Below are 24998 nucleotides of genomic sequence, written 5' to 3'. Positions count from 1 at the left end.
TTATTCTTTTACGCCTTTTTCCATTGCTTTCCAAGCCAATGTCGCACATTTAATTCGTGCAGGGAATTGAGAAACACCTTGCAGTGCCTCAACATCCTCAAGGTCGTATTTATCGCTATATTCTTCACCCATCATCATTTTTGAGAAAATTTCAGCAAGCTCTAAAGCTTCTTCTACTTTTTTCCCTTTGACAATTTGTGTCATCATTGAAGCAGAAGACATCGAAATAGAACAGCCTTCACCATCAAATTTTGCATCTTCTACAACACCATCATTCACTTTAAGCGTTAAGTGAATGCGGTCGCCACAAGTCGGATTGTTCATATCAATTGTTACAGCATCTGTATCTAAAGATCCTTTATTTCGAGGATTTTTATAATGATCCATGATAACTGAACGGTATAGTTGATCTAAATTATTAAAAGACATCGCCAAAATACTCCTTCGCAGAACGCAACCCGGCAACTAAGCGGTCAATATCTTCCTCCGTGTTATACAGATAAAAGCTTGCACGCGCTGTCGCTACTTGTTGGAGACATTTCATTAGTGGCTGAGCGCAATGATGTCCTGCACGAACAGCGATACCGTTCATGTCTAGAACTGTTGCAACATCATGCGGATGTACATCATCTAAGTTAAACGTAACAAGACCACAACGTTTCATTGGATCGCGCGGACCAAAAATTTTAAGTCCCTCAATTGTTTCAAGTTGATCCATTGCATAGCCTACAAGCTTATGCTCATGCTGTGCAATATTCTCTAACCCTACTTCAGTTAAGAAATCGATAGCAGCACCTAAACCGATTGCACCTGCAATGATAGGCGTACCACCTTCAAATTTCCACGGTAATTCCTTCCACGTTGAATCATGTAGTCCAACAAAATCGATCATTTCGCCACCAAATTCAATTGGCTCCATCTTTTCAAGGTGCTCTTTTTTACCATATAGTACACCTATTCCAGTCGGACCGCACATTTTATGACCTGAAAAACCTAAGAAATCTACATCTAAATCTTGCACATCAATCTTCATATGCGGTGCAGCTTGCGCACCATCAGCTACCATTACAGCACCATTTGCATGTGCAATTTTTGCAATTTCTTTAATCGGATTAATTGTACCGAGAACATTTGATGCCATTGATACTGACACGATTTTCGTTTTCGGTGTTATCGTTGCTCGAACTTTTTCAAGATCAATTGTGCCATCTGCCTCAAGGTCAATGTACTTTAATGTTGCATTTTTTTCTTTTGCAAGCTGTTGCCAAGGAATAATGTTGGAGTGATGCTCCATATGCGTAATGACAATTTCATCACCTTGCTCAACATTTGCACGACCATAACTAGATGCTACTGTATTTAACGCAGTCGTTGTACCACGAGTAAAAATAATTTCTTCTGTTGATTTCGCATTAATGAAATTGCGCACCTTTTCACGAGCACCCTCGTATTTGTCAGTCGCACGATTTCCCAATGTATGCACACCTCGGTGAACATTCGAGTTATCAAATTCATAATAATGCTTAATTGCTTCAATTACTTGAGTAGGCTTTTGAGATGTTGCTGCGCTATCAAGGTAAACAAGTGGATGACCATTTACTTGTTGATTTAATATTGGGAAATAGCTTTTAATGTCTTTATTGATCATTAGCGAACTTTCCTTTCGATAACCTCCGTCAGTTGCTTTTGAACGCCTTCTATAGGTAATTGCTTAACAACTGGCGCAAGGAATCCATGGATAACAAGGCGCTCTGCTTCTGCTTTCGAGATACCACGACTCATTAAGTAATAAAGTTGTAGTGGATCTACTCGTCCTACAGATGCTGCGTGTCCTGCTGTTACATCATCTTCGTCAATTAAAAGAATTGGGTTAGCATCGCCACGTGCTTTTTCAGAAAGCATTAACACACGTGATTCTTGTTGTGCATCTGCTTTTGTAGCACCGTGCTCAATATAGCCAATACCGTTGAAAATTGACTGTGCTGCATCTTTCATCACACCGTGTTTTAAGATGTGACCATTTGAGTTTTTACCCCAGTGACGAACTTCTGTTGTAAAGTTTAGTTTTTGCTCTCCGCGACCAACAACAACTGTTTTTGTATCAGCATGTGAACCGTCACCGACAAGGTGTGTAATGTTTTCAGAAATTGTATCTGAATCATTCATTAGACCAAGAGCCCAGTCAACTTTTGCATCACGCGCTAAACGAGCACGACGATTTACATAAGTAGTATAACCTTTAGCAAGTACATCAACCGCACCGTAAATTACTTGTGCATTATCTTGTACAATTACTTCAGAAATAATGTTAGCTTGAGCTTTTGCTTCTTCAACTGTAGAAATATATGTTTCCACATATGTGACAGCTGCATTTGCTTCAGCTACTACTAATACGTGGTTATAAAGTGAAGCTTCTGCATTATCATTTAAGAATACAACTTGTAAAGGTTGCTCAATAATGACATTTTTCGGTACGTAAACAAATACGCCACCGTTCACAAGTGCTGCGTGAAGTGCTGTTAATTTATGTTCATCAACTTTTACCGCTTCAGTCATGAAGTACTTTTGAACAAGCTCACCGTGATCACGTACAGCTGTTAACATATCTGTAAAAATAACACCTTTGTCAGCAAGCTCCTGTGATGTTTTAATAAACGCTGGTGTATTGTTTCGTTGAATATATAAGTTTTCTTGTGACTCAAGGTCAATTAAGCCTCGTGCCTCTTCTGGAAGTGCATCAAGTGAAGCAAATTCTTCACTGACAACTGTATGAGATGGGAAGTTCATGAAGTCCCATTTTGAAATATTTGTTCTATCTGGTTTTGGCATATCTAAACCAGCTGCTTTGTCTAGTGCTGCCGTACGAAGCTCTGCAAACCAAGTTGGTTCACCATTAGCCTCTGAGAACGAGCGCACGTCCTGTATTGTTACAGGCAAGTTAAGTTCCACTGTCATGCTAGTTCGTCCTCCTTCTTATGCTTCTTGTTCTTCTGTTTCTTCTTCGATACCTAGTTCTTTTTTAATCCAGTCATAACCTTCTGCTTCTAAACGGTGCGCTAATTCTTCGCCACCTGATTTTACAACGCGACCTTGCATCATTACGTGAACATGGTCTGGTGTGATGTAGTTAAGTAGACGTTGGTAGTGAGTGATCATTAAGCATCCGAAACCTTCGCCACGCATTGCATTAATACCTTTAGAAACAACTTTAAGTGCATCGATATCAAGACCAGAGTCAATCTCATCTAAAATAGCGAAAGTTGGCTTAATCATCATTAATTGAAGAATTTCGTTACGTTTTTTCTCACCGCCAGAGAAACCTTCGTTTAAATAGCGTTGTGCCATGTCTTCGTTCATTTCAAGGTATTCCATATTTTTATCTAATTCACGAATGAATTTCATTAGTGAAATTTCGTCGCCCTCTTCACGGCGTGCATTAATAGCTGAACGTAAGAAATCAGCGTTTGTTACACCAGCGATTTCTGATGGGTATTGCATAGCTAGGAACAAGCCAGCTTGTGCACGCTCATCAACTTCCATTTCAAGTACGTTTTCACCATCAAGTTCAACTGTACCAGAAGTAACTTCGTATTTTGGGTGTCCCATAATTGCAGAAGCTAGTGTTGATTTACCAGTTCCGTTTGGTCCCATAATTGCATGGATTTCATTTGTATTAATTGTAAGGTTTACGCCTTTTAAAATCTCTTTCCCGTCGATTTCAACGTGAAGATCTTTAATTACTAAAGTTGACATGAAAATACCTCCATATTGTGTTCTGTGAATGGGCAACCATTCCTTAATTATCATCATTCTAATCTTAACTGAAAATCGTTCTCTATGCAAACCATTTTGACCACTTTCATTTTTCAATGATAAAATCTTGAATTATAAAGACTTTTTAAGCATTTTCAGATTTTTTAGAATCGAAACTGCTAATGAGAATAGACAAAGTCTATTTTCAATGAAATATCCCTAAATGAGAATGGATTTCATCTAGCTACATAGTGGAAACCCCGCATAAAGCGTTAATTGTAGCGGTTTTGTGACAAAAATGCACAAACAACCATATCTATACTATATCCTATTTCATTAGAATGGAATCACTATAAGAAAATAAAATTATAGAGTACTAGTACTATTAATTACTATCGTTTTAAAAAAACTATTTTATAATCCCTTCAAAATTTATACACTTTTTACTGTATGTTAAAAATTCACTTTGCTTTCAGCGGAAGTCATCGCAAAATTTTACATGTACATTTAAAAGAGGCTAGGGACAAAAGCGAAAAAGCGTTAGATTGATTGCAGTCAATCTAACACTTTTTCTTTAAAATATGTATGAAGGCTAAATATTGCTATAGTGCCTGGCACTTAGCATAAACATAGTATCAGTTCCTCAATCGCGACCATCTACTTCGCTTTCCTCGGTCACAGTGTAAGCCGCAAAAGTCAACATGGATTTTTTACTTGGTATTCATAACATACATGTGGAAATTGTATTAGTGCCTGGCCTCCACGGTCCTGGCACCATTTCGAACTGCGTATTCTCTGGAAAATTAGTATCTACATATTTATTGCCGATAAACTTTCATTCACAAGAGTGGGCAACTTCTTTTTCATTTTTAGAAATCGCGGAAAGATCTAATCTTCCATCTTCGGCTTGCAACTTTGTATTGCTCGTATGCTGATCATTAAATGTTAAACCTTCTAACATTGTGATTATCAGTAAAATTAGCAGCCAACTAATTCAATCTCCCCTGACATCGATTATCCAAGATTCAGCTGCCAAATTACTAACAGAATTTGCGTAAAACCGCCTCTTTCGGATTCATTTTTAACAGATATTGGTCATCTACATTAAATGGTTTAAAATGCATTTGAGTTGATTGTAATCTTTTATGCGTTTTTTAGCACCATGATATTTTTTCAGTCTTTTTATATCTTAAATATTATATAATTAAAATATAATTAATCGGATTTTTCGATTAGATAGAGGTGAATATCCAGTGGAGTTACGTCAATTACGTTATTTTGTGGAGGTTGCAGAGCGTGAGCATATTTCTGAAGCTGCTGAACACCTTCATGTTGCCCAATCAGCAATAAGTCGTCAAATTGCTAATTTAGAAGACGAATTAGGTACACCACTTTTTGAACGTGTCGGCAGAAATGTAAAATTAACACCGATAGGAAAAACTTTTCTTGAACATACAATCACCGCTTTAAAAGCAATAGATTTTGCAGCCAAGCAGGTTGAGGAATATTTAGATCCCGCAAAAGGAACTATTAAAATCGGTTTTCCTACGAGCTTAGCAAGTTATGTACTGCCAACCGTTATTTCAGCTTTTAAGCGTGAATACCCAGATTTGCAATTCCAATTGCGCCAAGGCTCTTATCGCTTTTTAATTGATGCCGTTAAAAATCGTGAGCTTAACTTAGCATTTTTAGGACCGCTGCCACCAAAGGACGAAGCAATTCAATCAAACATCTTATTCACCGAGAATATTGCAGCCCTATTGCCAGCAAATCATCCTTTAGCAAAACGAGAAAGTATTCAGCTAGCAGATTTACGTAATGATCTTTTTGTTCTTTTTCCAGATGGCTATATATTACATAAAGTTGCGATGGATGCATGCCGTGCTGCTGGCTTCTTACCAAATGTAATATCTGAAGGTGAAGACTTAGATGCATTAAAAGGTTTAGTGGCCGCTGGAATTGGTGTCAGCCTACTACCTGAGAGCTCACTATACGATTCAGCAGCCCGATTCACTATTAAAGTGCCAATTGAATCGCCCACAATACCAAGAACAGTTGGTATAATTTCACCTGTAAATCGAGAAATCGCACCATCTGAAAAAATATTTTTAGACTTCGTAACGAATTTCTTTTCCCGTCTTTCGCAGTTTCAATAACAATGGCAATTTTCACGTCATTGTTGATTATCTAACATCAAAAATACCCAATGGAATCTCAAAATCCATTGGGTATTTCATATTAATTTATTTTACTTTCGCTGTAATGGTTACTTGTCTTTAAATAGCTCTTGTAAAATATAATAGGATTGTTTTAAACGTTCATTGTACTTAGGTTGTTGCCAAGTATCCCAATGATAAGATTCAAGAGCTGGCATAACATTATTGTTTGACTTTGGTAAAGATTGCACTACTTTGCCTTCCCCATCAACAAATACTAGACCTATAAAAATATTATCAACTTTAACTGAAGCGGTTTCACCATTTGCATATAAGTCTCCCATAAATTCACGCTGACTCGGATCTTTTGATTGAATAAGGAGCCATGGAATCCGTAGTTCAATCACATTATCATCAGTCCATGTGTAGTCAACAAGCGAATTATAATCTGATGCTTCGGGATTTGCATTTCCTTGCAGCAATTTACCTGTTTCATAAAAACTAAAGTCGGTTGTCATTTTTTGTTCTGGTAAATACAATTGTTTGTTTAACACATAATATATCGGCGCAAACTTACCGCTATCTTTTATCGCTTCTTTCATGCGTGGGGGAATCATATTTAAACGATGTCCATAGAAATAATCATAGAAATCATAGTATTCATCAATCACAACACGAGAATCGTTATCTTTATTCAACTCGACCATAAAATCTACACCATTTGAAAATTTCATATCTTTAATAGTTGTTGCAGATGTATTCCCCTGTTCTGGCACTACATCCAATAAGATGCGTGGTGAAGCTTTCGATAAATACTCGCTTTTCAACTTCATGTACATATACTTCTCATCGTAATCTACCGCAAAGTCAATTGAGCTAGAAGGCGATGTTTCATAAAGTTGTGTACCTTCATTCCAATCTTCTATTTTTCCATCTACTTTAATTTTATTTCGATCAAAGCTCATTAAGCCAAATTGCTGTTCATTTGTTTGAGCATTAGACCAGAACGGTCGACGATTCGGATCATCGTAATCCATTGTATTCCATGTCCGCTTAAACCACTCATCCTGCCATGTGAAAACAAGACCGCCAAGCAATCCTTCATGCATGATATCTTCATACAAATGTTGCAATGTCTCACCTTGTGCCTTTTCAGACATATGCCCTTGATTCCAGCCGTAGACATTTTCATGTGTCATTCCACGAGATGCCGGAATACCGAATTCTGCAATCAATATAGGCATTGTTTGTGCTTCATGTAATTCTTTTAAATAAGCAGCATAACTATTTTTTTGCCCACGGAAATCTACATAATTTAAATAGTCTTTATCAAAATTAAAGAAGTCCGGGTAATATGGATAGACATGGTACGAAGCAAATTGTCCTGGCTTTTGCATTTCACCCTTCGTAAAAATCACGTTAGGGTTTACTCCTACTAAATCTTCGTCCTCAGATGGTTCAGATGGATGCTCAAGTAAATCCGTTGTTACCCAGTTAGTAAAACTCATCGGGCGCATCCAATTGTATTTGCTCTTCTCATATATTGTAATCGTGTCCATCTGCTCTGCTAGCCAATATTCGAAAGGTGAGGCATTTTTGGTTTCAAAATATGTTCCATTATATTGTCCAATAGTAGCATGCTTATCATTTGTTCCAACGACCATTTTCGGATACCACTCAATCCCAAGCACCCAGCCAATTATATATTGCGAAACATCTACATCGTATAAGCCTGATGCATGCCCTGCGACAGGCTCCACATAAATATTACCGTGAATCACATCAACCATCTGCTTCATTTCATTTTGGAAATCCTTTAAGGTAGTCGTATCATAAGCATCAAGCGATTCCGATAAGCCTTCTTCATTTATCCAAACACCATGTAAAACGTATAATGTTTTATCTGGATTTTCTTCATTGTACTTTGCTAGCGCTCGGTAGAAACCTGGGGGATGTAATGTATATACTCGTATCGTATTCGCATTCATCGTAGCAATTTGATTAAACCAACGATAATACTCTTCTTCAGTGATTGCCGCTTCCCCTGGAAACGCACCTGGTTTCCCCATACCGATATTGACACCTTTAAATGTTATCGGTTCCCATTTTCCATCCTGTAAAACTTCGAATGTTTCACCTTGAATGCGTGCATTATAGTTTAAATCTTTAGGGTGACTCGCTTCTTTAACTTCCTTGTTGTCAAACGTCTCAAATATTTTGTGCATAACAGGTATATAGATAGACCAATAAAATGAACTATCAGCAAACTTCTCAGCATATTTATAAACAGTAGGTAACCCCTTGAATTTATAAAGGGTAGGTACACGTGCCATATCATTGAAATCCCCCGCAAAATAATAGCTCGTTGTATAACGTTTATCCTGTGATACAATCGCTGCAAATTGTTGCGGAATATTGTTTTCTTCTAATAACTTTGCCCCTTCATCTGTTAAGTCCCATTTATAATTAGCAAGTGCATCCTCTGCATATTTCGGCGTAATGATATCAAACCAGTATTCATATTTCGCACTACTAGAGGTATCAAAAAACTGCTTGCCCTCCTCAGTAAATTGCAGTTGAATCCCTTCCGTGTTTACGTGCTTGTCCATCTCTAATACTACTAGTTTTTCTGTAATTTCATTAAATAATAGAAAGCCTCCACCTTTATAAGGCCAATCGTCACCATATTCATCCACTACCCATTGTGGGATTTCCGTGTTTTTATGATAATCCAACTCATTAAAATAACGTCCAATCCATCCAGACCATGAAATGCCTAGATAATCTTGAAGCTCTTTTCGGACGGCTTCCGATGTCGGAGAAGCAAATGTATTATACTCGGCTATTAGCATACTCTTTTTATGACTCGCTAGACGAGATACAATCACTTGCCATTCTTCCATTTCTAAACCACCGACAATTTTTTCTGAGCGTTGTCCAAGCCGTTTTTGCTCTTCTAAATCATCTTTATATACCCCATACGTATCTGCTAAATAGATCACATCATAGTTACTGTAGTCTGTTGGGAATTTCTTTTCCTTTACGCTTTTCAGTTTGTCATCTGGATAAGTACCAAAGTAACTTTTAGTTATGTCATAAGGCTGATTGTCCATTGTATATTTATAATGATTTAAAAACCAATTTACTCCGATATGTTCACGATATGTTTCATTCGGAACTGTTTTATCTAAAATAGCTACGTTTAGCGGGGTTTTATCGTCCAAGTACCAAATTATAATTGGAGTACTAATAAGAATGAATGCCACGATAATTCCTATATATATTCGCTTCATACACTTTTCTCCTTTTCAGCAATCCCGACACGCTTCATATTTCCCCATTCACTCTTCTTACGTAAGAAACGAATTAATCCTTCACAACGCCATAGGAGCGTGAGTGGACGATACCAAAAAATTTCTGTAAGCGCTAAAAGAACCATACGTATTAAGTCTCTCTTTCTTGGATACGTATTCATGCTCCAGGCCTCGAATAATACCGAAGCCACAGAAAAAATCACACCATATATAACAAAAAGCAATAATAACAAAATCGCCATCTCATAATAAATTTGCCCTAAGAAAAACGCGATTACGATGTATATATAACCACCTAGTTCTACAATAGGTCCTAAACATTCAACAAGCCAAAAATATGGAAATGAGACTAATCCAATCAAACCGTACCGTGGGTTTAATGTCATTTTTTTATGTTTCCAAAGGCTTTCAAACATTCCTTGGTGCCAACGTCTTCGCTGATTTCGCAATACCCCTAATGTGTGTGGTGCTTCTGTCCAACATACTGGATCTGGTACAAACTCTATTCGTTTATTTGCTTTTTTCTCTTTAATGAGTCGATGGATATTTACAACAAGCTCCATGTCCTCTCCAATAATATTTGTTGCATAGCCCCCTGCTTCAACCGCCCATTTTTTTGAAAATACACTAAAGGCTCCAGAAATAATTAATACAAGATTAAACTTACTTAGAGCGATTCGTCCCATTAAAAAGGCTCGTAAATATTCAATCACCTGCATAATGACCAAGTAATTATTTGGTAACTGCAAGTCGTAAATTGAGCCAAGTTGCATTTTTGCCCCATTGGCAATACGAATATTTCCCCCAGCCGCAACCACCTCACCGTCAGATAAAACAATAGGTTTCATCACGCGAAGTAATGCTTTCTCATCTAAAATTGAATCCCCATCAATGGAACAAAAATACGGATATTGGGATACATTAATGCCAACATTTAATGCATCCGCCTTCCCACCATTCACTTTATCAACTAATATACAATTCATATAAATTTCAGATTCATAGATTTGTAGCACTTGCTTAGTCTGAATATTGGTTTGTACAATTTTATTCACTGGCTTCATTTGAAAATGCTGAATGACCGTTTCAAGTGTGTTATCTGTTGAGCCATCATTAATAATAATAATTTCTGTTTGCGGATAACGTAAATTAAGCAAAGAATAGACGGTATCTACTACACCTATTTCTTCATTATAAGCTGGGACAAGTAAGGATACTGGCTTCGAATAAAATGCGTCGATATGCGCATCGTCGTATTCTGAAGGGTCCAAGCGGTACCGTTTTCGCAAATCAAACATAGCTATGGCAAACATAGTGCAATAAGAAACAATAACAAATAGCATATAAAATACTATTACGCCGCCAAAGATCAACATGGAGTAATGTAAAAAATTCATCTGCTTCCCTGCTTTCTTGTTATTAAATCTTGTGCCATTTCTACTGCATATTGATCTTGAGAATCGGAAATAAACTCCTTCAATTTCTCAATTCCTTCACGGTCTTCAGCAATTGTCTTTGCCGCTTGGGACCGAACCCACCAATTGTCGTCCTGAAGAAGCTGTTTTAAATACGGATAAGTATAGGACAGTGGTACATACTTAAATATCTTTCCTACCATTAATCGTACTTCCCATAAATCTGATGTTACGAATGGTATATACGGATCGATGTCTTCTATCACACCAATTTCAAAAAGACCCTTCAGTGCTCGTATTTTAAGCTCGGCATTATCATTCGTTAATAATTCCTCTAATTTATCAATATATTTCATATTTTTTTTGGCAGCAGCTGTATCGATAACAGCAAATTGAATACTAGCAGGCCAACTGGTAAAGTCATCAAAAAATCGCATAAAAATATCTTCCTCTAATAAAACAAATAACCTTCTATATTCACTTTCCGAATATTTTGCATTGGGAACCTTTAATTTTTGAATAAATAATTCTGGCTGAAACAAGGAATATATTTTAAGCAATTGAAAAAACTCTTCCTTAGAATAATCCTTTTTTTCCAAATTTTTACAAGCATCAAGTAAATCATCTAGCTGTAATTCTGCAATGCGGTACAAAGCATTCATACGAATACTCCAACGTTTACTCATTAAGTCCTTTTCATAAAACTTTTTCACATATAAATTGGAAAAGTCTTTCATTTTCCGTTTCATTTCTTCGTTTGTAATGTTCTTTAAATAGGATGTGAAAATATCTTCGATTGCCTCTACTTGTGGCTTGCCACGAGGAATTAGCACAACTGAAAAAATTTCATTATTAAATAAATACTCATACCAAAGCTGCGAGTAATCTCTTATATATGCATCTCTAGATTTATTAAAATAAACTTCACTTTGGCGTTGATAAAATATATATAGCATGAAACCACACAGAACAATTAGCAGTAGCGCTATTACTGTTAAAAGAAACGACAGTGATAATTCAATCATAACCAATACCTCGCAAAAGTTCGTTTAATTTTCGCTTCTAATAGACGTAAATTAAACGGCTTAACGATAAATTCATCGACTCCACCCTCATAGGCATTCAATGCGGCAATCTCTGAATTACGTTCAGACATCATGTAAATAATGAATTTTTTTTCATTCGGCATTGACCGTAAACTGTGTAAAATTTCTAAGCCATTGTTGCGTGGTAAAATATCATTCATAATGATTAAATGCAAATGACCCGATTGATAAGATTTAGACTGTAAAAAACTATAACCATCTTCATATGCTGTTACTTCAAACGTAAAATTAGCTATATCCATAGATTTTAAAGTCGTTTCTAGCACCTTTCTAAAAATCGCATTTTGCTCAATAATACTCACTTTTACATGTTCAATTGTTTGTATACGATAATCATCAATGTGTTCTATAAACCAATTTGGTTGATCGTCGTCTGCTAGTAACTCTTTATTTTTCGCCAATAATAGATCGAAATTTATATGATTATTACGTATTTCCGTAATAGAAGCTTTTAATGCAACTTGATTTGATATTTTCTTATCCTTCTTAAGTAAATTAAAGATTCTTTGTAAAAACGCATTTGCTTCTACATCACTGCTTTGTAAAAAAACAATGCCCCAATGCTCTCTATCTTCCAATTGAAAGAGTAAATCCGTCTTCCGAATATTCTCTTTTAAAAATTGGGCAATTTGAGTATTCACATTGCTATGGTCTACTTCTAACGAGGTATTTTTTACACTTTTTAAAAAAATAGTGGTAATCGTCATGTGTGAACGAATAACACTTTCAAGCATAATTTCAAAGTACTTTTTCACATCTTGTTCTTGCATTATTTCATTTGCTTTTGTTAATTTAACTTCATTCATTATTCATACCTCCTTGTAGCAATCATAGAAATGATTCCAAACCTTCAACACCTTGAAAAGTACAGTTATATAATTGTTATTTTTTAAACAAGGCAACCTCACATCATAAGTTCCGCAAGAAAATGAGTCAGACAAGCCCCTCAAAAAACGGCACATACCATTTCTAACAAGCTCGTCCACGAAAAGCAAAATATTGGAGGTAGTCAATTTTATCATTATATAGCTTTTAACAATTGAAGACCACCTTATATAGCAATTTTTTAACAGAGTTGTTGAAGCCATTCTATTATTTTGTTCACCTAGCAGTCATACGCTAGTTTATTCGTCAACCACCTTAATATGGCAAGCCTTCACCTTTTTACTGCCCTATACTAGCAATATTAAACCTTAAAAAATACAGCTAGTTACTCGATATTATGAAGCAAAATAAGCACACAAAAACTTTTGTGTCAAACAACCTCCTCAAAACAGAGCATAGAATGTTCACGAAGTTTACTATATTCTTTTCATTCCATTTTTAGGCTTGATAACATACCTATTTCTCGTTAATTTCCTTTACACGCAACCATCATCATTTACAACAAAAAAGTGTTAGATTGATGGCAGTCAATCTAACACTTTTCGTCTTTTGTCTCTACTAAATTAATTTACATTCTACTCTTCTTCTTCCTCAACCAGGAGATTTTTTCTTCTTCTACGTAAAATCAAATATAGTATAAGCCCAATCACTAATATCAATACAGCAAATTCTGCTATAAGCACAAATGAAATAGAATTCTTCTGCTCTGAGGTAGATTTTTCAATGTCTGCCGCACTACTAGCTGCAACTACAAATTTCCCCTCCTTTGTTTCAATAGCAGAGCTTACCTTTTCATTTGTCCCCTTCAATTGGGCTAAAAAGTCCTTTTGATTTGCTGCTTCATCCATCATTTGGATGATTAATAGCGGTTGCTTATCATCCCAAAAACTTTGGGTAATAAATGTATATTGAGCAATTGTTTCTGGAAGAAATCCTTGCTTTAGTAAATCCTCTACAGATTGTGGGATATTGTTTTTGTTTCCTATGAGCGTTGTGAAATCGGAAGAAGCTCCAGCAAAAATAATTGCACTTCGTTTTAATTCATCTTCCTTAACGTCTCGTTCTTTCCTCAATATTGTTTGAGCCATTTCACCATTCGTCATTAACGACTTATACAACAAGAGCATTTGTGTATCGTTTATTACCGTATTATTCGGAACAATAATCAAAGATTGTTCTTGGAAAGCATTTGGAAAATCTCTCAATGTAAATGTTGGTGTTGTAGCTTCTTTTGTAATAGATAATGTACTACTACCATCAATATAAAGCCAATAACGTTCATTCGTCGTTTCACAAGGATCCTCTAATTGAAAACCAGTTACTTCAAATTGGATATCTGTCATCGATTGTTTATTTAACACATTTGTTTGAATGGGCACATTCACTTCATATAAATCTGAAGAAATTGACTCTAGCTTCTGAAGGTCAACTGCATGCGGTACATCATTAACCCATACTATCAATTCTACTTGTCGTTCATTATTTTTACCTTTTTCAGGTAAGAGAGCTGATTTCTTTAAGACTAATCGCATGTTTGCTTCTTTATCAGCCTCAACCTGTGGTAAAGACACATAATAGTGCGGAGTCATCGTTTCTTGACTCGATAATATTTGATGGTCAAAACCTAGTTGTGAAAAGAGAAGTGTTGAATTAGAAGAATTGTTCACTGTTGGTAACTCATCCACTGTTAACGTACTTCCGGCAAATTGACTATATAATTTAGTATCCGTCAATAATGAAATTCGCTCTTGTAGTGCGTTTGAAGAAGCGGCTGACACAAACAAAATAGGCACACTTTGATTACTTTCCTCATTTTTAAGACTATGAACACTAAGTGAAAGACCATCTTCAAATTGACTATTGGCAGTCCCGAGCATTTTAATCATATAATTTGTACTAAATTCATCTTTTGCTCCTACCACAATAACCGGACCAGCAACACGTGCAACAGCAGATTCTCTTTTAACATCAACGTCATTCTCCCCTTGCTCTGACAAATAAGCAGCAAGTTGATAACTAGCATTCAATGTTTGTTCTGAAGCCTCATCAGGTACTATAAGTGTTGTTCTATATTCTTCATAGCCTACAAACGCTTCAGGATAGTTGCTCAATGTCCATTGTTGTGTACTTTCATTAAATGATGAAATAGACGATAAAATATCGATACGTAACCAATTGCCTTCATTCCCCGGTGCCACACAGACACCTTCTTTCAAAATTCCATAGAAACTTGCTGTTATTTTATGCGTTCCTTTCATTAAGGCACTTTCCGGTAAAGTAACCGTCACAGTTTGCTTCAATAAATCTGAAGTTAATGCAATCGATCTAATTGCGCTATCATCCACTTTTATCGTAAAAGAGGATGGAGCTATTAACAGCTCTGACTGCTGTATTTGAAATGAAACAGTTTGTCCCTTTGCCTCTACATCTTGACTGAGCGTGTAATAGAAATCTCTTGAAGAGGAAGGCCCTTGTAATTCAATTGCCTGAGACAACAATGGTTTTTTTGCTAAGCTGTTTGCCTCAATAGCTATTGTTTGTTTTTCTACTGTGATTGGCGCAGCTAAAGCATGCGTAGCTAAGAACGGCAAACTGATTAAGACTGTAAAAATATAAAGTAAGACTCTCATTATTGTTCTCCTTATTTTGTTTTCTTTGCAAAGCGCTCAGTTTTATACCACTGCACTTCTTGGCCAGTAAAAACTCTTTTTATCTCTAAAAATAGCGACCAAATAACTAATACAATCCACATTTGTGAATATGTAAAATACATTAAAATAACGTAGAAAAAATTTTTACGATTCATTTCTGTTTTTTCAATGCTTAAGGTAATCATCACTTCACCTAAAAATAACAAGAAAGCCAAAACCCATAAAACAATTGCGATATCTCCGACAGTTAGTCCAATATCGTAAAAAAGATTGGTGATAAATAAAATGTTGGACAAAATGACACCGAAGAAAAATAAAAAGTAAGTAAAAAAGAAATAAAACAAATCAAAAATAATACTTTTTCTTTTCAATGTGAAAAATTGGCTTAAAAACTTTAGCACAACATACTGATTTCCCCTTGCCCAGCGTGTTCGTTGTTTCCACCATACTTTCAACGTCTCTGGTTCTTGTTCCCATGTAATAGCCTTAGGGAAAAAGCGGATATGATAGCCTAAATTATAGACACGAATAGTTAATTCAGTATCCTCCGCTAACGCCTTTACATCCCATCCACCTAATTGTTCTAAAATACTACGACGAATGGCAAAATTTGTACCTGGAATTGTTGCAATGTTAAACCACTTCCAACGACCACCTTGTGCCATCCACTGAAAACAAATTGTTTCAATATTAATAAATCGTGTTAACCATGTTTCAGTCGCATTTACCACTCGAAATTTCCCCACTGTAGCTGCAGCTTTAGGGTCATTTACAAGCCCCATAACTAAATACCAAATTGCCATACGTTCTGGCGTATTGTCTGCATCGTAAACAATAACAACTTCCCCAGTAGAATCGGCTAATGCAGCATTTAATGCAGAAGATTTGCCCTTGCCTTTATAAGGTTCTACTGTTTCAATCACTCGTATAAACGGATATTTTTCTGTAAACTTTCTTGCAATCTCTCCTGTCCTATCCGATGAATTATCGTTAATAACGATTACTTCCAACTTATCTTTCGGATAAAACAATCGGGACATTGCACGTAAAGTTTGTTCAATTACAACTTCTTCATTATGTGCAGGAATAAAGATACTCACTGTTGGAACATCTATCATTTTCTTTGACCATTCATCGATAACCTTTTCATAAGATCGAAAATGCAAATAGCCCCCTTGCATTAAAAACATATGGTATAACAGCATAATCCATATGAGAAACAATGAAATATAAAATAAAATATCAGCCATTACTTTTCCTCTCCTCAAATAATCGCTTACGTAGCGTTATACGTAGTCGCAAAGTATTCATAAAAAATACAATAACAAATAACGATACTATGATTACTAACAGCCATAAAACTACTTCAAATGGCCGCTCATCAAACATTTTTTTTAAGCGATCCAGTTTGGTAAAAGAAAGCTGTATCTTTTGCTCTCCGTTTGCTGATTGCATTATTGAAACCTTAGACGTCTGTACAAACTGTTCTGTTTTTCTAAAATCAAGCCATTCTAGCTGTACTTGTTTGTTTAAGAGTTCAACAAGCTCTTGTACATGATGAGCCCCTAAGTAACTAGGATATTGAATTCCAATAGTTGAACCTGGCGCATTATTGACTTTACGAATCGACTGCTGTGCGGAATACAGCGGATATAAATTCACATCATTTATTGCTGCTATTGTGTAGGGATAAATTTTTTGTGAATCTCTTTCGGTTATATAAAAATGATTTTCTTGTTGTCGCAATACTCCACTAAAAAATGCACTATCATCTAGAATTAACGTAGGGTAAATTTTTCGTAATACTAAATAATCTACACTTTTTTCAATGTTAGCTTGTGAAGAAGATAAAATAAAAGCTACCCCCTCCTGCTGTAGTTGTTGTAAATATTTCAGCAATGCCTTATTGTCCTGTAAATAATAAATTGCACCATCTTCCTCATATAGAGGGCTAATCTGTAAGTTGATAGGAACATTAAATTGCTTTAACTGTTCAACTACTTTCTTTAACTTCAAAACATCCGTTTCCACATTAATGTCTGTTAACACAATAAATGCAGGATGTATGGTTGGAGTCGATAGTTTCAATAGCTCACCAAATATTGAAGGCCAGTCATATACTAAAGGGGGTGATTGAATCACTTTCCCTATATAAGACCAATTGCTGTTTTTTTCTTTCATAATAAAAGGGAAGTCTTCATTAAATGAAGATGCCATTTGTATAACTTCAGCATCGTTAGGTGGGGTCATGACCGTCCATTCAATCGGACTCTGCAATTCATGTTCCCCGATTTTTCGAAGCTCGACTTTTTTTCCCTTTTGCCAATGTGCGAATGAGGAAATCTGCTCAATATTCTCCCCTATAGCAACAGCGGGTCCATGGAAATTGTTCATAGCCTGTAATGCTTGGAAAGGTATATGCATCTTATAGGAATTTAAAATGACAATTCGTTTATAACCATCCAACGTATCCTCTTTAATATTTTCCACCGATATGACATCTACATCTGTATAAGCATTTAGCATTTCACGTAGAATTTGCACATCTTCATCTACTTGTTGATTGCTAGTAACATAAATAAGTGCAATGTCTTTATCATCGGCACTTGCTTGATAATGCTGAGGCATACTAACCAAATAAAAAAGAACAATGAAGACGAGCAAGCCAAATCTAAAGCGCACTTGTTTTCATCTCTCTTTCCATTTCTGCTAATAAATCATCAAAACTTTGATCCATCTTTGGCGTGTAAGTAAAATAACTTGTTTTGTAGCTTAGTGTCACCCATCGCTTATTTAATAATTGATGGTTTTTTAAAGCTTGATCCAACTTTTCGTAAATAATATCGATGTATTGATCTGATGTATCGATTAATAAAATGGCAAGATAATTTTCACGATACCGAAATTTTTTATCTGTTTGTCTAACAGATTGTTGTATTTTTTCCGCTAGTTGCTTCCATAAAAACTGTGCTTCTTTGAAACCATATAGCTTTTTAAATTTTTCATAGTTTTCAAGCTTTAGCATAATAAAAACAAAAGAATGTTGATGACGATCCGCTCTTCGCATTTCTTCATTAACAATTACACGCATACGGGATTCATTATCAAAACCAGTTTCAACATCAATTGCTACAAAGTTTTTGACATCCTGCTGTAAGTTTTTCATATATTTTTCTTGTGCTAACAATAATTCATGAATCTTTCCTGCACATAATACTAGGAGTAGTAATACAACACCATATGCCAAAAATTGTTGCATTGAAAATGCATTACTTAACAATGCTACAGAACCAGTCATACCGATATAAAGTAATGTTGATCCACTGATAAAAATAAATAAAAGACTACTTATTAGCCCAGTAACCGTACCTCTCCAAAGTGTGATGATTACGATAAGTACTAAAAAGATATATAATAATAAGCTTTCCATATCTTGATGTAGTAAAAAATAAGCAGGTAATTGTAGAAGCAAAATAAGTAAAATTCCATAAAGAAATATGGCTTTATTCCATTTTATTGCTGTTCGCATCGACGACCTCTCTTTCCGCTAGAAGTGGTAATAAATTATCAAATATATGTGTCGCATTTGTTTGCACGTCTACATACCCCGTATTTGCATTCGCCTTGAGCGATTCCATTTTACGGAAAAATTCTTCAGCCATCCTATCGTTATGGATTTCCAACATATAACGAGTAGCCATCGCGTACACAGCAGGTGATTCGAATGTTACAGTTGGTTCACCAGTACTAGCATCATAGCGACCGTACAATTTATGATCTCTACTATATAAAGACAGCAACCAATTGGTAAAATGCTTCGTTTCCAAACCTACAGTTGCACTATGGTAAGCAGTATACAATTGATCTATCATATGTAACTCTGTATCATACTCATAGTTTTTGGATACGACATCATAATATTTTGGAAAAAAACCTGCTTGAGCTTTTGGAGCTTTTGATAAAATAGATAATTGATGCTCTAGTTGCGCTTTAGATAAAACATGATATTGTCGCATCTTTAAAAGGGCAGAAGGCATAATGTAACTTAATGTAATAGTGTTAGCCTTTTTATGTGTATGAACATCAACAAAATCTACAAACGTATCTTCTTGCATTCCATACTTTACAATGTTTTTGCCAATGGACTTCCCTAACGTAATATAACGTTCATCATTCCATTTCTCACCAGCATCAAAGAGCGCTCGCATAATTCTAAAATCATCAATCAGTGCGTTGACAGTAGCTTGTTTTTTATCGTCAATTCGCCAGACAATAAATTTCTTCTCTAAAAAATAATTATCAATCACTTCAAGCTGCTCATCAAAGCGAGCTTGATCATCTTTTTCTAGTAAATAGGTCAACCATAATCCGACTGATTCAGATAAAAACACATCTTTTTGTTGCGTTAAATCAGTACGTAATAAGTTATCTTCTGTCATTAGTTCCTCAATAACAAACTTCTCTGTTGATGAAATGGGTTTTTTGGTTATTTTCTCTTTCCCTTGTGAGCAGCTCATTAAAACAAACAACAGGCAAAATATGACTAAAATACCACCCTTAAAAAATTTCGTTATAGGATTTCACCTCCATCAGGACTAAATACCAAATTTTTTCAGTATTATTGGCGAATAATATTATATCAGTAATCATATTAAATGAATCTAAACAAATTCTAAACAATTTAGAAAAAATAGAAGAACTTAATTATTGGATTTCAAACCATTATTTATCTTTCCCCCCAAAAAAAATAGTACAAACCATTTTCATGGCTTGTACTATAGTGTTAGAAAAATCTATTTAACTGGTACTACTGAGCCTTTCCATTCCTTCACGATGAAGTCTTGGATTTCTTTAGATTTTAACACTTCTAATAATTTTTTAATTTCTGGTTTATTTTCGTCTCCAGCACGTACCGCAATAATATTCACATATGGAGATTCTTTATCTTCTAGCTCAATTGCATCTTCAATAGGGTTTAGGCCGTTATCAATTGCATAGTTAGAGTTGATAAGAACCGCATCGCCTTCTTCGTTTTCAAACATTTGAACAAGTAATTCTGGTGCAGTATTTGCATCGAATTTAAAGTCTTTCGGATTATCAACAATATCTTTAATTTCTGCTGCTGTTTTGTCGATACCATCTTTTAATTTAATTAAGCCTTTTGCTTCTAACAATGACAGCATACGGCCATGGTCTGAAACTGAGTTCGATAATAAGATTGTTGCACCTTTAGGTAGGTCTTCAAGCGATTTATATTTTTTAGAGTAAATACCGATTGGCTCGATATGTACGCCTCCAGCATTTACGAAATCATAGCCATTATCTTTAATTTGTTGCTCTAAATAAGGGATATGTTGGAAATAGTTCGCTTCAATTTCACCAGAATCTAAATCTTGGTTAGGTAGTACGTAATCTTGGTACGTTTCAATTTCTAAATCAATACCTTCTTTAGCTAAAATCGGTTTTGCTTGTTCCAAAATAACTGCGTGAGGTGTGTTAGAAGCACCTATTTTTAATGTTACTTTTTCTTCAGTTTTTGCACTGTCGTCTGCCTTGTCTCCAGATGTTGAACCTGCTTCGTCTTTGTTACCAGCACCACAAGCTGCTAAAGCTAGTACAAGTACTGACAAAAATAATCCTGCTAATAACTTCTTCATTTGTATACACTCCCTTTATTTGTTCAAACAATATGTTAGCGGTAAAAACCGGGTTAACCTTTTTAACGTTTGTCTGTTTTCGTTGTAATCATATCGCCAATCCATTGGATGATAAATACGACTACTAAGATCAAAATAGTTGCCATTAATGTCACATCTTGGCGATTACGTTGGAAGCCATCTAAAAAGGCTAAGTTTCCTAGGCCGCCAGCACCAATAATTCCAGCCATTGCCGTATACCCAACGAGTGCTACAGCCGTTACGGTAATTCCAGAAATAAGTGCTGGTAATGATTCTGGAATTAGTACTTTCCAAATAATCGTAGACGTTTTAGCACCCATTGAGCGGGCTGCTTCAATAACGCCTTTATCAATTTCACGTAATGCTATTAATACCATTCGTGCATAGAATGGTGCAGCACCGATAATAAGTGCTGGTAAGGCTGCATTTGCTCCTCGGATTGTCCCAAGTAAAAACTTTGTAAATGGGATTAGTAAAATAATTAACACGATAAATGGTATCGAACGAAATATATTAACGACCGATCCTGTTAAAAAGTTAACGATTTTATTAGCCCATAATTGGTGTGGACTCGTTAAAAAGAGGATAATGCCAATGGCTAAACCAAGTATAAATGTTACGACTGTTGAAAGAGTGGTCATATAAAGTGTTTCATATGTGGCTGTCCACATTTTTTCCCAGTCGACATTCGGAAAGAGACTAGTTAGCATTTGCAATCACCTCCGTTTGTACTTCAACTGTATTTAAATAACTTAAAGCAGCTGCTACGTTTGTCTCTGTGCCATCAATTTGTACAATAAGTGTACCGTATGCACCATTTTTAGTTTGTGAGATATTGCCATGGACAATACTTATTTCCACATCAAACTGTTTTACTAAATGCGATATAACAGGCTGCTCTGTTTTTTCACCAACAAAGACAAGCTTAACAAGGTGTCCCGTTGGATAATTTACTCTAAGCTGTGCAACTGTCTCCTGGGTTTCCTTCGTATCGGTAATTTGAGAAACGAATTTTTTAGTAATGGCCGCTTGTGGTGCTTGGAACACTTGTAATACTTCACCACGCTCTACAATTTCTCCAGCCTCCATTACCGCTACCCGATGACAGATTTTGCGGATTACATGCATTTCATGGGTAATTAATACAATTGTTAAGCCTAATCGTTCGTTAATGTCGACAAGCAGATCAAGAATTGCATCTGTTGTTTCTGGATCGAGTGCCGATGTAGCTTCATCACATAACAACACTTCAGGATTATTGGCAAGTGCTCGTGCTATGCCAACACGTTGCTTTTGACCACCTGATAGCTGTGATGGATACGCCTTGTCACGTCCTTCTAATCCAACAAGTTTTATAAGTTCTTTCACACGTGCGTCTCGCTCACTCTTAGCTATACCTGCAATTTCAAGTGGAAAAGCGATATTTTCAGCAACTGTTCTTGACCAAAGTAAGTTAAAATGTTGGAAAATCATACTTACCTTTTGTCTAGCATCACGCAACTTTTGGCCCTTAATAGATGAAAATTCTTGATTGTTCACCTTCACCGTACCTGTTGTCGGCTTTTCTAAACCGTTTAATAAACGAATCATCGTACTTTTACCAGCGCCACTATAGCCGATAATGCCAAAAATCTCACCTTTGTTAATCGTAAGATTGACATCTTTAACAGCAGTTAATTCGCCATTTGCGGTTTTGTATTTCTTCGTAATATTTTGAAGCTGTATCATAGCGAATACTCCTTTTCTCATATAGAAAACCCCTTCACTCACAGACAAGTAGAAGGGGTCACGTACTTTATACGCTAAACCGTTCTCTCATCTTTCAAAGAAAAATCTTTGAGTGATTTGGCACCTTTTCACATATGTGATGGTTGCCGGGCTTCATAGGGCACTTCCCTCCGCCGCTCTTTATAAGAGTTCGATATATTTAATAGTTTTTAATATAGTTGTTACTTTACCATGCTAGCAAAGTTCAGTCAATTGGTTTTTTTAACAATTCGTATAAAAACGGTACGGATTGAAATGCATAAACCTTCTCTATAACTTTTCCTCCATCGCTAACGAGTAAACAAGGTACACTTTCGATTTGAAAATCATAAGCTATTTGCTCTAAAAAATTTATATTTGCCTTACCTAATTTTAACTGTGGCAGTAACTGTTCTATGATATCCATCATTTTAGATGCAACTGCACATGTTCCACACATCGGTGTATATAAATAAAAGGCCGTTTTTTCACCAGATTTTACAGCCGTTTCCCACTGCTCTTTTGACCATTCTTCCATTTTTCACGCAACCTTACAAAATATATTCATTATGGATGGAAAAATGCGCGCGTAATAAAATCATCGCAAGCACTTTCCTCGGTGTAGTTTCTACTTCTTTATAAGTAGGCATTGTCCGCAAATGCTCCGCCTCAGGATAATGTCTGTCCATTAATGCTCGTAGTTTATCTCCTGATGCATCTGCATCAAAAAATGTATATAGCTCACAGCCCTCATATGGGTCGAGTAATTCTTCTAATTGATGCACACCAATTGTACCATTTGTACAAAGTATTGTAACATCTTCACTCAAAATAGGTTCTATTTGAAGCTTATCCGAACGGCCTTCCACGATTAAACATTTCCCTTCGAACATCACGCCACCCCCATTTAGACAGTTATCTACTACAATAATTCATCGCAATTTCCTGATTGATTTAACACGATGCATAGATCTACTTGTTAACAATCATTTCCACATGTCTCTTCGCAATTTGGACAACATTTTGGTGAGTCACTATACTATCGTTTACTTGCAGAGTTTAGCTTTGTACACATCAAATTAACAACTAATAACTCGTGTTATATAATAAAAAACGCCGGTGTGTATGCCGACGTTTTTCTATTATAGGCTTGTTTATTCTGCAATCATTTCTTCGTATTGTTCTGCAGTCATAAGGCTTTCAATCTCTGAAGCATCAGCAGGTTCTACAACGATCATCCATGCTTTTTCGTATGGTGATTCGTTTACGAATTCAGGGCTATCTTCTAAATCTGCATTTACTTCAACTACAGTACCTGAAATTGGTGCGTATAATTCAGAAACAGTTTTTACTGATTCTACGCTTCCAAATGGATCATCTGTTTTAATTTCGTCGCCAACTTGTGGAAGCTCAACGAAAACGATATCTCCTAATTCAGATTGTGCGAAATGTGAAATACCGATACGTACTTTACCATCTTCTAATTTTACCCATTCGTGTTCTTCAGAGTAACGTAAGTCTTTAGGTGTGCTCATGCCAAAAACCCCTCCATAAATATGTAATATATTCACTTTCAGTGTGCCATACTTCTTTCATAAAAACAAGGATTAAAGCTGTTATTTCCACGCTTGTTCAAAATCTGATTCCTTAAAACCTAACGTTACTTTTTTTCCATCAGTAACAATCGGTCGCTTAATTAGCATACCGTCCGAAGCAAGTAGTGTGAGCTGTTCATCTTCCGGCATTTCCGCCAGTTTATCCTTCAACCCAAGTTCACGATATTTCATGCCAGATGTATTGAAAAACTTCTTCAGTGGCTGTCCGCTAGCTTGCCAATAACTCTTTATTTGCTCTTTCGTAGGTGGTTGTTCAACAATGTGTACCTCTTCGTATGAAACGCCATTGTCGTTTAACCACTTCTGCGCTTTTTTACAAGTTGTACATTTAGGGTAATGGATAAATTGAATCATATTTATAGGCTCCTCTGCTATCATTTCCTGTAGTATACCATCATAACTAGTATGAGCCAAAATGAAACATTTATTGGCTAGTTACGCAAGATAAATTAGTAATGTCGAATGCGGCTACCGCCATTAATTTTCGCTACGGGTGGACGGTCTGACCAGCACAGAAATTGTTTGTGTGCCTGGCACCTCGCATCTGGCACTTAGCAAAGATTCCTAGCATCATATCGGCTTCTATTTCGCAAAAAATCCACTGCGCTTTCCGCTGGCACAGTGTAAGCCGTAACCCTTGCTAGCGCGCGGTCTGTTACGTCTTACATTAATATCTAC

21 protein-coding genes and 1 riboswitch are annotated in these 24998 nt (G+C 36.0%); of the genes, 1 reads left to right on the top strand and 20 read right to left on the bottom strand.

Going from position 1 to position 24998, the window contains the following annotated elements; translation table 11 throughout:
- Genes sufU through sufC form a run of 4 tightly spaced genes read right to left on the bottom strand, consistent with a single transcriptional unit; the run spans position 1 to position 3753 of the window.
- Positions 1 to 429 carry a Fe-S cluster assembly sulfur transfer protein SufU gene (gene sufU / locus ACIQXJ_RS16530; protein WP_340822698.1) on the bottom strand — a complete coding sequence of 143 codons (429 nt, stop codon included), beginning with the start codon at positions 427 to 429 and terminating at the stop codon, positions 1 to 3.
- Positions 419 to 1648: a cysteine desulfurase gene (locus ACIQXJ_RS16525; RefSeq protein ID WP_403055009.1), complete on the bottom strand. Its 1230-nt coding sequence runs from the start codon at positions 1646 to 1648 to the stop codon at positions 419 to 421. Before ACIQXJ_RS16525 ends, sufU begins: the two co-directional genes overlap by 11 nt.
- Positions 1648 to 2955: a Fe-S cluster assembly protein SufD gene (sufD, locus tag ACIQXJ_RS16520; RefSeq protein ID WP_403055011.1), complete on the bottom strand. Its 1308-nt coding sequence runs from the start codon at positions 2953 to 2955 to the stop codon at positions 1648 to 1650. The genes ACIQXJ_RS16525 and sufD overlap by 1 nt, the downstream gene beginning before the upstream one ends.
- An 18-nt stretch (positions 2956 to 2973) precedes the next feature.
- Entirely contained in the window at positions 2974 to 3753 is a 780-nt protein-coding gene (sufC, locus tag ACIQXJ_RS16515; protein ID WP_403055013.1) for a Fe-S cluster assembly ATPase SufC, read from the bottom strand.
- A gap of 1253 nt (positions 3754 to 5006) precedes the next feature.
- Between sufC and gltC the strand changes: the two genes are divergently transcribed.
- Positions 5007 to 5909: a glutamate biosynthesis transcriptional regulator GltC gene (gene gltC / locus ACIQXJ_RS16510; protein WP_401012699.1), complete on the top strand. Its 903-nt coding sequence runs from the start codon at positions 5007 to 5009 to the stop codon at positions 5907 to 5909.
- A 110-nt stretch (positions 5910 to 6019) separates the two neighbouring features.
- On the opposite strand, the gene ACIQXJ_RS16505 is transcribed toward gltC, so the two are convergent.
- The 16 genes from ACIQXJ_RS16505 to ACIQXJ_RS16430 all read right to left on the bottom strand — a co-directional run bounded on the left by ACIQXJ_RS16505 (position 6020) and on the right by ACIQXJ_RS16430 (position 24674).
- Positions 6020 to 9202 (bottom strand): hypothetical protein, encoded by a 3183-nt coding sequence (locus ACIQXJ_RS16505; protein ID WP_403055015.1) that lies wholly within the window; start codon positions 9200 to 9202, stop codon positions 6020 to 6022.
- Complete coding sequence (locus ACIQXJ_RS16500; protein ID WP_403055017.1) at positions 9199 to 10620, bottom strand: glycosyltransferase family 2 protein; 1422 nt, start codon at positions 10618 to 10620, stop codon at positions 9199 to 9201. The genes ACIQXJ_RS16505 and ACIQXJ_RS16500 overlap by 4 nt, the downstream gene beginning before the upstream one ends.
- Entirely contained in the window at positions 10617 to 11663 is a 1047-nt protein-coding gene (locus tag ACIQXJ_RS16495; RefSeq protein ID WP_403055019.1) for a HEAT repeat domain-containing protein, read from the bottom strand. The genes ACIQXJ_RS16500 and ACIQXJ_RS16495 overlap by 4 nt, the downstream gene beginning before the upstream one ends.
- Positions 11660 to 12550: a response regulator gene (locus ACIQXJ_RS16490; RefSeq protein ID WP_403055021.1), complete on the bottom strand. Its 891-nt coding sequence runs from the start codon at positions 12548 to 12550 to the stop codon at positions 11660 to 11662. The genes ACIQXJ_RS16495 and ACIQXJ_RS16490 overlap by 4 nt, the downstream gene beginning before the upstream one ends.
- Positions 12551 to 13204: 654 nt before the next feature.
- On the bottom strand, positions 13205 to 15259 hold the full coding sequence (locus ACIQXJ_RS16485) for a cellulose biosynthesis cyclic di-GMP-binding regulatory protein BcsB (RefSeq protein ID WP_403055023.1): 2055 nt from the start codon (positions 15257 to 15259) through the stop codon (positions 13205 to 13207).
- Positions 15260 to 15270: 11 nt separating this feature from the next.
- Positions 15271 to 16530, bottom strand: coding sequence for a glycosyltransferase family 2 protein (locus tag ACIQXJ_RS16480; protein WP_401012703.1), 1260 nt, complete (start codon positions 16528 to 16530; stop codon positions 15271 to 15273).
- On the bottom strand, positions 16523 to 17962 hold the full coding sequence (locus tag ACIQXJ_RS16475) for a hypothetical protein (protein WP_403055025.1): 1440 nt from the start codon (positions 17960 to 17962) through the stop codon (positions 16523 to 16525). Before ACIQXJ_RS16475 ends, ACIQXJ_RS16480 begins: the two co-directional genes overlap by 8 nt.
- Positions 17952 to 18809, bottom strand: coding sequence for a diguanylate cyclase domain-containing protein (locus ACIQXJ_RS16470; RefSeq protein WP_403055027.1), 858 nt, complete (start codon positions 18807 to 18809; stop codon positions 17952 to 17954). The genes ACIQXJ_RS16475 and ACIQXJ_RS16470 overlap by 11 nt, the downstream gene beginning before the upstream one ends.
- Positions 18784 to 19719, bottom strand: a complete 936-nt coding sequence (locus ACIQXJ_RS16465) for a glycosyl hydrolase family 8 (RefSeq protein ID WP_403055029.1) — start codon at positions 19717 to 19719, stop codon at positions 18784 to 18786. Before ACIQXJ_RS16465 ends, ACIQXJ_RS16470 begins: the two co-directional genes overlap by 26 nt.
- A gap of 354 nt (positions 19720 to 20073) precedes the next feature.
- A complete protein-coding gene (locus tag ACIQXJ_RS16460) occupies positions 20074 to 20937 on the bottom strand; it encodes a MetQ/NlpA family ABC transporter substrate-binding protein (protein ID WP_403055031.1) in 864 nt (287 codons plus the stop codon).
- A 62-nt stretch (positions 20938 to 20999) separates the two neighbouring features.
- Positions 21000 to 21668 carry a methionine ABC transporter permease gene (locus tag ACIQXJ_RS16455; protein ID WP_403055033.1) on the bottom strand — a complete coding sequence of 223 codons (669 nt, stop codon included), beginning with the start codon at positions 21666 to 21668 and terminating at the stop codon, positions 21000 to 21002.
- Positions 21658 to 22686 (bottom strand): methionine ABC transporter ATP-binding protein, encoded by a 1029-nt coding sequence (locus ACIQXJ_RS16450; RefSeq protein ID WP_403055569.1) that lies wholly within the window; start codon positions 22684 to 22686, stop codon positions 21658 to 21660. The genes ACIQXJ_RS16455 and ACIQXJ_RS16450 overlap by 11 nt, the downstream gene beginning before the upstream one ends.
- Positions 22687 to 22770: 84 nt before the next feature.
- Positions 22771 to 22875: riboswitch (SAM riboswitch) on the bottom strand.
- A 55-nt stretch (positions 22876 to 22930) separates the two neighbouring features.
- Positions 22931 to 23242, bottom strand: coding sequence for a thioredoxin family protein (locus ACIQXJ_RS16445; protein ID WP_401019762.1), 312 nt, complete (start codon positions 23240 to 23242; stop codon positions 22931 to 22933).
- A 13-nt stretch (positions 23243 to 23255) separates the two neighbouring features.
- Positions 23256 to 23597, bottom strand: a complete 342-nt coding sequence (locus ACIQXJ_RS16440) for a toprim domain-containing protein (protein WP_401012717.1) — start codon at positions 23595 to 23597, stop codon at positions 23256 to 23258.
- A gap of 261 nt (positions 23598 to 23858) precedes the next feature.
- Positions 23859 to 24239 (bottom strand): glycine cleavage system protein GcvH, encoded by a 381-nt coding sequence (gcvH, locus tag ACIQXJ_RS16435; RefSeq protein ID WP_340822679.1) that lies wholly within the window; start codon positions 24237 to 24239, stop codon positions 23859 to 23861.
- Positions 24240 to 24320: 81 nt separating this feature from the next.
- Positions 24321 to 24674: an arsenate reductase family protein gene (locus ACIQXJ_RS16430; RefSeq protein ID WP_340822678.1), complete on the bottom strand. Its 354-nt coding sequence runs from the start codon at positions 24672 to 24674 to the stop codon at positions 24321 to 24323.
- Between the last annotated feature and the right edge of the window lie 324 nt (positions 24675 to 24998).

This window comes from Lysinibacillus sp. NPDC097868 (genome assembly GCF_044761135.1).
In the GTDB taxonomy this organism is placed as follows: Bacteria; Bacillota; Bacilli; order Bacillales_A; family Planococcaceae; genus Lysinibacillus.
The sequence above is the reverse complement of the archived record's forward strand: the minus strand, read 5'-3'. Positions and strand labels throughout refer to the sequence as shown.

What these genes read in the sequence shown, in the direction of transcription:
- sufU (WP_340822698.1), bottom strand. Translation starts at nt 429, where the DNA reads ATGTCTTTTAATAATTTAGATCAACTATACCGTTCAGTTATCATGGAT.
- ACIQXJ_RS16525 (WP_403055009.1), bottom strand. Translation starts at nt 1,648, where the DNA reads ATGATCAATAAAGACATTAAAAGCTATTTCCCAATATTAAATCAACAA.
- sufD (WP_403055011.1), bottom strand. Translation starts at nt 2,955, where the DNA reads ATGACAGTGGAACTTAACTTGCCTGTAACAATACAGGACGTGCGCTCG.
- sufC (WP_403055013.1), bottom strand. Translation starts at nt 3,753, where the DNA reads ATGTCAACTTTAGTAATTAAAGATCTTCACGTTGAAATCGACGGGAAA.
- ACIQXJ_RS16505 (WP_403055015.1), bottom strand. Translation starts at nt 9,202, where the DNA reads ATGAAGCGAATATATATAGGAATTATCGTGGCATTCATTCTTATTAGT.
- ACIQXJ_RS16500 (WP_403055017.1), bottom strand. Translation starts at nt 10,620, where the DNA reads ATGAATTTTTTACATTACTCCATGTTGATCTTTGGCGGCGTAATAGTA.
- ACIQXJ_RS16495 (WP_403055019.1), bottom strand. Translation starts at nt 11,663, where the DNA reads ATGATTGAATTATCACTGTCGTTTCTTTTAACAGTAATAGCGCTACTG.
- ACIQXJ_RS16490 (WP_403055021.1), bottom strand. Translation starts at nt 12,550, where the DNA reads ATGAATGAAGTTAAATTAACAAAAGCAAATGAAATAATGCAAGAACAA.
- ACIQXJ_RS16485 (WP_403055023.1), bottom strand. Translation starts at nt 15,259, where the DNA reads ATGAGAGTCTTACTTTATATTTTTACAGTCTTAATCAGTTTGCCGTTC.
- ACIQXJ_RS16480 (WP_401012703.1), bottom strand. Translation starts at nt 16,530, where the DNA reads ATGGCTGATATTTTATTTTATATTTCATTGTTTCTCATATGGATTATG.
- ACIQXJ_RS16470 (WP_403055027.1), bottom strand. Translation starts at nt 18,809, where the DNA reads ATGCGAACAGCAATAAAATGGAATAAAGCCATATTTCTTTATGGAATT.
- ACIQXJ_RS16465 (WP_403055029.1), bottom strand. Translation starts at nt 19,719, where the DNA reads ATGACAGAAGATAACTTATTACGTACTGATTTAACGCAACAAAAAGAT.
- ACIQXJ_RS16460 (WP_403055031.1), bottom strand. Translation starts at nt 20,937, where the DNA reads ATGAAGAAGTTATTAGCAGGATTATTTTTGTCAGTACTTGTACTAGCT.
- ACIQXJ_RS16455 (WP_403055033.1), bottom strand. Translation starts at nt 21,668, where the DNA reads ATGCTAACTAGTCTCTTTCCGAATGTCGACTGGGAAAAAATGTGGACA.
- ACIQXJ_RS16450 (WP_403055569.1), bottom strand. Translation starts at nt 22,686, where the DNA reads ATGATACAGCTTCAAAATATTACGAAGAAATACAAAACCGCAAATGGC.
- ACIQXJ_RS16445 (WP_401019762.1), bottom strand. Translation starts at nt 23,242, where the DNA reads ATGGAAGAATGGTCAAAAGAGCAGTGGGAAACGGCTGTAAAATCTGGT.
- ACIQXJ_RS16440 (WP_401012717.1), bottom strand. Translation starts at nt 23,597, where the DNA reads ATGTTCGAAGGGAAATGTTTAATCGTGGAAGGCCGTTCGGATAAGCTT.
- gcvH (WP_340822679.1), bottom strand. Translation starts at nt 24,239, where the DNA reads ATGAGCACACCTAAAGACTTACGTTACTCTGAAGAACACGAATGGGTA.
- ACIQXJ_RS16430 (WP_340822678.1), bottom strand. Translation starts at nt 24,674, where the DNA reads ATGATTCAATTTATCCATTACCCTAAATGTACAACTTGTAAAAAAGCG.